General features: G+C 55.5%; 7 protein-coding genes. 1 reads left to right on the top strand and 6 read right to left on the bottom strand.

Translation table 11 applies throughout. The features are described from left to right. From QZ197_RS13445 to QZ197_RS13420, 6 genes are all read right to left on the bottom strand, one after another. Positions 1 to 764 (bottom strand): MBL fold metallo-hydrolase (locus tag QZ197_RS13445; protein ID WP_296432594.1); only part of this gene is annotated, 764 nt, incomplete at its 3' end. A gap of 105 nt (positions 765 to 869) precedes the next feature. Further along, positions 870 to 2,114 (bottom strand): ABC transporter permease, encoded by a 1,245-nt coding sequence (locus QZ197_RS13440; protein WP_296432592.1) that lies wholly within the window; start codon positions 2,112 to 2,114, stop codon positions 870 to 872. Continuing rightward, positions 2,114 to 3,232, bottom strand: a complete 1,119-nt coding sequence (locus tag QZ197_RS13435) for an ABC transporter permease (protein WP_296432590.1) — start codon at positions 3,230 to 3,232, stop codon at positions 2,114 to 2,116. The genes QZ197_RS13440 and QZ197_RS13435 overlap by 1 nt, the downstream gene beginning before the upstream one ends. Further along, positions 3,229 to 4,734, bottom strand: a complete 1,506-nt coding sequence (locus QZ197_RS13430) for an ABC transporter ATP-binding protein (protein WP_296432588.1) — start codon at positions 4,732 to 4,734, stop codon at positions 3,229 to 3,231. The genes QZ197_RS13435 and QZ197_RS13430 overlap by 4 nt, the downstream gene beginning before the upstream one ends. A gap of 22 nt (positions 4,735 to 4,756) precedes the next feature. Then, on the bottom strand, positions 4,757 to 5,779 hold the full coding sequence (locus tag QZ197_RS13425) for a BMP family ABC transporter substrate-binding protein (RefSeq protein WP_296432586.1): 1,023 nt from the start codon (positions 5,777 to 5,779) through the stop codon (positions 4,757 to 4,759). A gap of 74 nt (positions 5,780 to 5,853) precedes the next feature. Further along, positions 5,854 to 6,174: a TraR/DksA family transcriptional regulator gene (locus QZ197_RS13420; RefSeq protein ID WP_296432584.1), complete on the bottom strand. Its 321-nt coding sequence runs from the start codon at positions 6,172 to 6,174 to the stop codon at positions 5,854 to 5,856. 131 nt (positions 6,175 to 6,305) lie between these two features. On the opposite strand from QZ197_RS13420, the gene ppsA reads away from it, so the two are divergent. Further along, a partial coding sequence (gene ppsA, locus QZ197_RS13415) for a phosphoenolpyruvate synthase (RefSeq protein WP_296432581.1) occupies positions 6,306 to 7,648 on the top strand: 1,343 nt, incomplete at its 3' end.

Genomic DNA, 7,648 nt, shown 5'->3' with positions numbered 1-7,648 from the left:
GCGTCCCGTTCGGTGCGGAACTTGATAAAGTCATCACGACTTTTGCCACCACCGACATGAATGTTGTGGGCTTTTTCCTCGGCGACCGTGGTTTCCCATTTGATATCGCGCCCATTTGGGCCGTAGTCGTGGCACATGAACAACCGCATGTCGTCAGGCAAAGACAGTACTTTTTGGATACTGTCGTACAGCACACCAGCATCACCACCGGGGAAATCCGCGCGCGCAGAGCCGCCATCAGGCATAAATAATGTGTCACCAACAAAGCAAGCGTCGCCGATCACATGCACCATGCAAGCGGGTGTATGACCCGGTGTCGCAATCGCAAAGCACTGCATTTCGCCAATCTGATAAGTGTCACCGTCCTTGAACAGCGCATCAAACTGCGACCCATCACGCTGGAATTCGGTGCCTTCGTTAAACACCTTGCCGAACACGTCCTGAACGACCGTTATTTTCTCGCCAACTCCGATTTTTCCGCCCAGTTTATCTTGAATATAGGGTGCCGCACTGAGGTGATCTGCATGGACGTGGGTTTCGATGATCCAATCCAGCTTTAGGGCGCGATGTTCCACATCCGCGATCAAAGCATCAGCGCTGTCAAAGGTGATCCGGCCTGCAGCGTAATCAATGTCCATCACGCTGTCGATAATCGCGCAGTGGTCCCCATCGGGTTCGCGGACGATATAGCTGATCGTGTTCGTGGCCTCGTCAAAAAATGCGGACACATGCGGTTTGACGTTCATGTTCACAGGGTAGGACATCTGGTTTCCTTTGATATGAATAACAGGTCTCTGATCGATCAGAGTTGCCGTCATTCTAAAAGCACCAGCACCCGCAACATTGATCAGGATCAATTTCGTGTGGTGTCATTCCTTGACGTAAGGTTTGCCGTCAGCTGCCGGTGCACGTGCCCGGCCTACGAGCCCCGCAACGACAATAATTGTGGCGATATAAGGGGCCATTGCCAGAAATTCGGACGGGATGGGCGTTTGTAGCAAGGCCAGTTTTTGCTGCAACGAATCCGCGAATCCAAAGACCAATGCGGCAGCCAATGCGCCGACCGGATGCCAGCGCCCGAAAATCATCGCGGCCAAGCCGATAAAACCACGCCCGCCGGTCATGCCTTCGTCAAAGCGCCCGACAGACCCCAACGTGAACCATGCGCCGCCAAAACCAGCCACCATGCCCGCAACTGTCACATTGATATAGCGGGTCCGATACACATTGATCCCCAGCGTATCGGCTGCGCGTGGATGTTCGCCGACGGCCCGTGCGCGCAGCCCATGCCGCGTGTAAAAGAGGTAATAAGTCGAAACCGCGACCATCACCAACGCCCCATAGACAAAGACGTTTTGATTGAAAAACATCGGACCTATGACGGGAATATCGCCCAAGATGGGGATTTTGACTGACCGGAAAACAGGCGCATTGTTCAAATGGCGATACTCTGAAAAAACCTGGCTACTGACGTAGGACGTCAGTCCCAACACGAACAGGTTGATGACAACACCCGCGATAATTTGATCCATGCGGTACGTCACAACGAGGGCCGCAAGGATGAAGCCGAACAGCCCGCCAACAGCAATCGCTGCCGCCAGCCCGCCAATTCCGCCTGCAAGTGATCCAACCAAGGCACCCGTAAAGGCACCTGCCAGCAACATGCCTTCGATCGCAATGTTCACAACAGCGACCCGTTCAGATAGCACCCCTGCCAATGCGCCCAGCGCGATCGGCACCGCGCGCACCATCGTAGCTTGCAACATGCCTGTTAGCGAAAATGCTTTGCCTGCTGTCGCCCAGACCAGAAAGGCCCCGACCGCAAACGCCAATCCAATGCCCAGCGAAAGCAACGCCCATCTCGCCCCGCCACGCATGAATTGCCTCACGCCCAAAAACGCAAGGATTGCGGCAATGACGTAAATAAATGGCCCGCTTGGGACAACCAGATTTGGCACAGGCCAGGCGTCGTTCGGTCGTGACAGCCGAAACGTGGCATTGCCTGCCGCATCCGGTGCCATCAGTAAGGCCATCAAGATCGCAAGGCCGATAAGAACGATGCCAGTCACAGTTGTTTGGCGGCGGTGTCCGGCGTCTGATTGCGGGTTGATCATTACGCGCCACCCTTTTTATGGCGAAAGCCCCAAGGGAAGATCGCGCGCACCAACAAGGGTGCAGCGATGAAAACGATAATCAAGGCTTGGATAATGCCGATCAGATCGATCGACACGCCCGCATCGACCTGCATCTGGCGACCTCCGGCTTCTAGCGCGCCAAAAAGCAGTCCCGCAAAGACCACGCCGACGGGGTGCGACCTACCCAACAAAGCCACAGCAATCGCGTCAAAACCGATGCCCGCTGAAAACCCCGGTGTCGCACGACCCAACACGCCCAGCACCTGATTTGCACCTGCAAGTCCTGCCAAAGCGCCCGCAACCGCCATTGCGGCGACGATGATCACGCCAGAATGAATACCTGCGAACCGCGCTGCCTTGGGGTTTTCACCGCTTGCGCGAAACTCGAACCCCAGTTTTGATCGAAACAGCAGCCAATACACGACGACAACCATGATCATGACCACAAAGACGCCTGCATGAACGCGTAAGTTCGGGTCAACCGCACTCAGAAGGCGGGGAAGCTCTGCTGCATCGGGAACGGACTTGGAAATCGGATCGGCGCGGCCCTCTTTTTGGACGAAAGGCAGGCTGAGCATATAGTCCAAAAGCCGGAAAGAAATCAGGTTCAACATGATGGTCGAGATAACTTCGTGCGCACCAGTCGCAGCCCGCAACCACCCCGCGATTGACGCATAAAGCGCGCCCGCAACCGCACCGGCAAACAGCGACATTGGCAGCAAGACAAACGATGGAAGGGCAGCAAAACTGAACCCGGTCACGACGGCTGCCAGTCCGCCGACGACAATCTGCCCCTCGGCGCCGATATTGAACAGTCCGGCCCGAAACCCCAGCGCCAAACCAAGCCCCGCCAAGATCAAAGGAGCCGCCGCAGTCAGCGTTTCGGAGATCGCGTTTAGCGACCCAACAGATCCATCAAGAAGCGCGATATAAGATCGCCCGATTGTAGACAGATCAATATTGGTCGCCAGCATCGTCAACGCACCCAACAGCAGCGCCATAATGACAGCAAACAGAGGGACGACGACCATATCTTCGATCTCGGTGCGTCCGATTGCTTTGCCTTGCAGCAGGTTTTGCATTGTCCGGTCGGTCATGCCGCCGCCCCCGCCATTGCAAGGCCAATTGCGGCTTTATCGGCAACATCCGCCGTGTATTCGGCCACGATCCGACCTTTGAACATCACGAGAATCCGGTCGGACAAAGCCAGAATTTCGTCGAGTTCGGACGAAATTAGCAAAACGCCATCGCCTTCGTCCCGTGCGGCAACCAGACGCTTGTGGATGTACTCAATTGATCCGACATCAAGGCCGCGCGTCGGTTGTCCTGCTATCACCAGTTTTGTGTCACGCGCCAATTCACGGGCGACGACTAGCTTTTGCTGATTACCCCCTGAAAGGTGGCCCGCTTTGGCAAAAACTGACGGCGTGCGGATATCAAAATCCTGCACCAAACCTGCCGCAGCTTCATTCACTTTCGCCCAGTCAATCTGTGGCCCGTTTGAGAACTGATTGCCGTAGTAGCTGTCCAGCACCATATTTTCGGCAACAGTGAAGTTAGCGATAAGGCCCGCAGCCTGCCGGTCTTCAGGGATATGTGCGATGCCGATGCGGTGGCGCTGTCGCGCAGATAGGCGGGTGATGTCCTGACCATCAAATGTCACGGTCCCTTGAGCGACGGGGCGCAACCCGGCCAAGGCCTCGATCAGTGCCGATTGCCCGTTGCCTTGTACGCCTGCGATGCCGACGATTTCACCGCCGCGCACAGATAGGTCCAAATGATCAACAGCGATGTCGCCGCTGTCGCGCAAGATCATCAGATCGCGTGTCTCCAGCCGCGTTGGCCCAGGGCCGAATGGCGCCTTTTCAACATCAAAACTGACAGGGCGCCCTACCATCATTTCGGCCAGTTGCGGGCGGGTCAGATCGCGAGGGACACCACCGCCGACAATCCGGCCAGCGCGAATGACACTGATCCGATCTGCGATTTCCAGAATTTCATTCAATTTATGGGTAATGAACACCAGTGCTTTGCCCGCATCACGCAAGGATTTCACGATTTCAAAGAATTCGTCCACTTCTTGCGGGGTCAAGACTGCGGTGGGTTCATCAAGGATGAGCACGTCCGCCTCGCGGAACAAGACCTTGATGATCTCGACCCGCTGTTGCGCGCCCACCGGCAGGTTCTCGATCAATGCATCAGGATCAACCCGAAGCCCGTATTGGTCATTGATCGCGCGCACCTGCGCGCGGGCAGATTTAAGATCGAGGTGATCAAGCCGGCCCGTCGGTTCAACCCCAAGCACCACATTTTCCGCTACTGTGAACACTGGTATCAGCATGAAATGCTGGTGAACCATGCCAATACCGGCACGGATCGCCGCACCGGGGCCATCAAAACGGATCGGCGCACCATCAATGACAATGTCCCCTGCGGTCTGGCTATAAAGCCCGCAAAGCACATTCATCAAAGTGGACTTGCCTGCGCCGTTCTCGCCAAGCAGGCCAAGCACTTCGCCGGGCCGGATCGTCAGATTGACGTCCTCGTTGGCCGTGACTGAGCCAAAGCGCTTGGTGATGCCGCGTAGTTCAATTTCCATCAGCTTGCTCCGGTTGTCGCAATCACGGGCTGACGTCAATCGTGCCGTCGACAATGCCTGCACGAATGGCCAAAAGTTCGGCCTTTAGGCTTGCAGGTACGGCACTGTCCAAGTCATGAAACGGTGCTAGATCGACGCCGCCATTTTCAAGCGCGCCGACAATTAGGCCGCCTTCGAACTGATCGTTCATCGCCATTTCGATCACCTGACGAACAGTCGCGTCCATGCGCTTGGTGATTGATGTCAGATAGACGTGGCCCTTTTCGGGGTCGGTCGCATAAAGATCGGCATCGACTCCGATGATCTTAAGCTGATCAGCGCCCACTTCATCCGCAAGTGCTGCAGAACCCAACCCCACTGGGCCTGCGACTGGCAGAATGATATCTGCGCCCTCGTCAAATAAGTTCTGCGCAAAGGCCCGCCCGTCATCAAGCGATTCAAAGTTGTTAGTGAACAGCCCTTCGCGGGTCTGGGTGTCCCAGCCAATCACCGAAACTAAGGTGCCTTTCTGCGTATTGTAGTAGTCTGCGCCGTAAGAAAACCCGTCCATAAAGATCGTCACTGGCGGGATATTGATGCCGCCAAATACGCCCAAAATACCTGTTTCCGTCATGCCCGCTGCAAGATAGCCCGCCAGGAATGCGGCCTCGTCTGTGGCATAGACTTGGCCCAAGACGTTGGTCAGCGGTGGATCATACGCGAAATCCACGATCGAGAATTTCTGATCAGGGTTCGCTTCGGCGGCGGTTTTTGTTGCATCACCTAGCAAGAAGCCAACGGTGATAATCACATCGCAATCACCGTCAATCAATGAATTGAGGTTCGCCTCGTAGTCGGTTTCGGCCTGCGATTCTAAAAACCTACCATCAATCCCGAAATCGGCGATTGCGTCCTGTACGCCTTTCCAGGCGGTCTGGTTAAAGCTGTTGTCGTCAATTCCGCCCGTGTCAGTGACCTGACATGCGGTAAATGCGGATGCTGCACTTGTGGTGATCAACACTGTTACAAAGGACGCAGTGAGCATTTTGAATGATGATGTGAACATGATGCTTTCTCCTCAAAGGCAATAGTTCGATGCGCCAACGCTAGCCGTGGCGAAGGCTGGCAAATTGATGAAAATCAATCCGGTGATGCGCAGTGGCGGCAGATTTGGGCGTAAGGCACCGCATCCAGACGCGCCTGCGAGATCGGATCACCACATTTCTGGCAAATCCCATAGCTGCCATCAGCGATCCGTTTCAGGGCCTGATCCAGCAAGCGGACTTCTTGCAGATTGGCCCGCCCGATCCCTTCAAGAACTTCGTCGTCTTCAAGATCGATTGCCTGATCCTCAAGATCAGCAGGGAGCGGCTGATCCAGATCATGCGAAATCTTTTGCATGTTGCCAGTCAGCTCTGCGATGCGGTCTTGGATTTGCTTTTTACGTTGGTTCAGGTCCAAGGGGTGTCTCCTTTGAATTGGATTGATGCATCGCAGTCTGACGCACAGTGCGCGTACCCAATTGACCTATGTCAGTTTATCCGCTCGCTCCTGCGGCAAGGTCCGTGCAAACCGTTTTGGAGGATTGCACAATGACCGAACCGCTTGTTCTGAACTTTGCCGACTTGCGCCGTGGCGATGTTGAAACCGTTGGCGGCAAGAACGCGTCGCTGGGCGAAATGATCCATGCGCTAGGACCAAAGGGTATTCTTGTACCACCCGGTTTTGCGACAACAGCGGATGCATTTCGCGCCTTCTTAACAGCCAATGATCTGGATGCACGAATTGGCGTGGCACTGGATGCGCTCGCTTCGGGAAAGGCCAGCTTGCAAAAGACCGGCCAAGTGATCCGCGATTTGATCTTGAGTGGGGACTTTCCTGCTGACACTGCAACGGCAATCCTTGCCCAATACCGGATCCTCTCGGACGAAGCCGGAGAAGCAAATATTCCTGTTGCTGTCCGGTCCAGCGCCACAGCAGAGGATTTACCGGATGCCAGTTTTGCCGGTCAGCAAGAAACCTTTTTGAACGTGATCGGCGAGGTTGCTTTGCTAGAAGCTTGCCGCAAATGCTATGCGTCGTTGTTCACGGATCGGGCGATTTCGTACCGTCAGATCCAGGGTTTCTCGCATCAACAAGTTGCTCTTTCAGTCGGTGTCCAGCAAATGGTGCGCGCCGATTCAGGCGGGTCCGGCGTGATGTTTTCAATCGATACGGAATCAGGTTTTCCTGATGCAGTGCTGATCAATGCCGCATGGGGTTTGGGCGAAAACGTCGTGCAGGGGGCTGTGGACCCTGATGAATACGAGGTGTTCAAACCGTTCCTTGATGACCATTCCAAGGTGCCGATCTTGGAAAAAAGCCTTGGCGCAAAAGAAATCAAAATGATCCATGACCGCGACGGGACACCGCGCAATGTGCCAACGTCCAAATCCGAACGGGGACAGTTTGTCTTGAGTGATGCGGAAATCCTGACCCTCGCAAGGCAGGCTATTGTGATCGAAGAACATTATGGCTGCCCGATGGACATGGAGTGGGCGCGCGACGGCAAAACGGGCACGCTCTATATCGTTCAAGCACGCCCTGAAACGGTCCAATCGCGTGCCGAACTCGGGTCAATGAAATCCTATACCGTGACTGATCCTGGCGCGACCCTTGTGACGGGTCTAAGCGTCGGCAATGCCGCCGTAACAGGCCGCGTTTGCATGATCGAAAGCGCGGCAGATATCGCGCGGTTTGTGGATGGGTCGGTGCTTGTTACATCGACCACTGACCCCGACTGGGTGCCGATCATGAAGCGGGCCGCCGCGATTGTCACCGATCACGGTGGCAGGACATCGCATGCCGCGATTGTCAGTCGCGAGTTGGGATTGCCTGCCGTCGTCGGGTGTGGTGACGCCACGCATCTGCTGCACGACGGCCAAGATGTCACCGT

Source organism: Yoonia sp. (genome assembly GCF_017854415.1).
Taxonomy (GTDB): domain Bacteria; phylum Pseudomonadota; class Alphaproteobacteria; order Rhodobacterales; family Rhodobacteraceae; genus Yoonia.
Note: the sequence above shows the minus strand (reverse complement) of the source record. Positions and strands in the feature narration are given on the sequence as shown.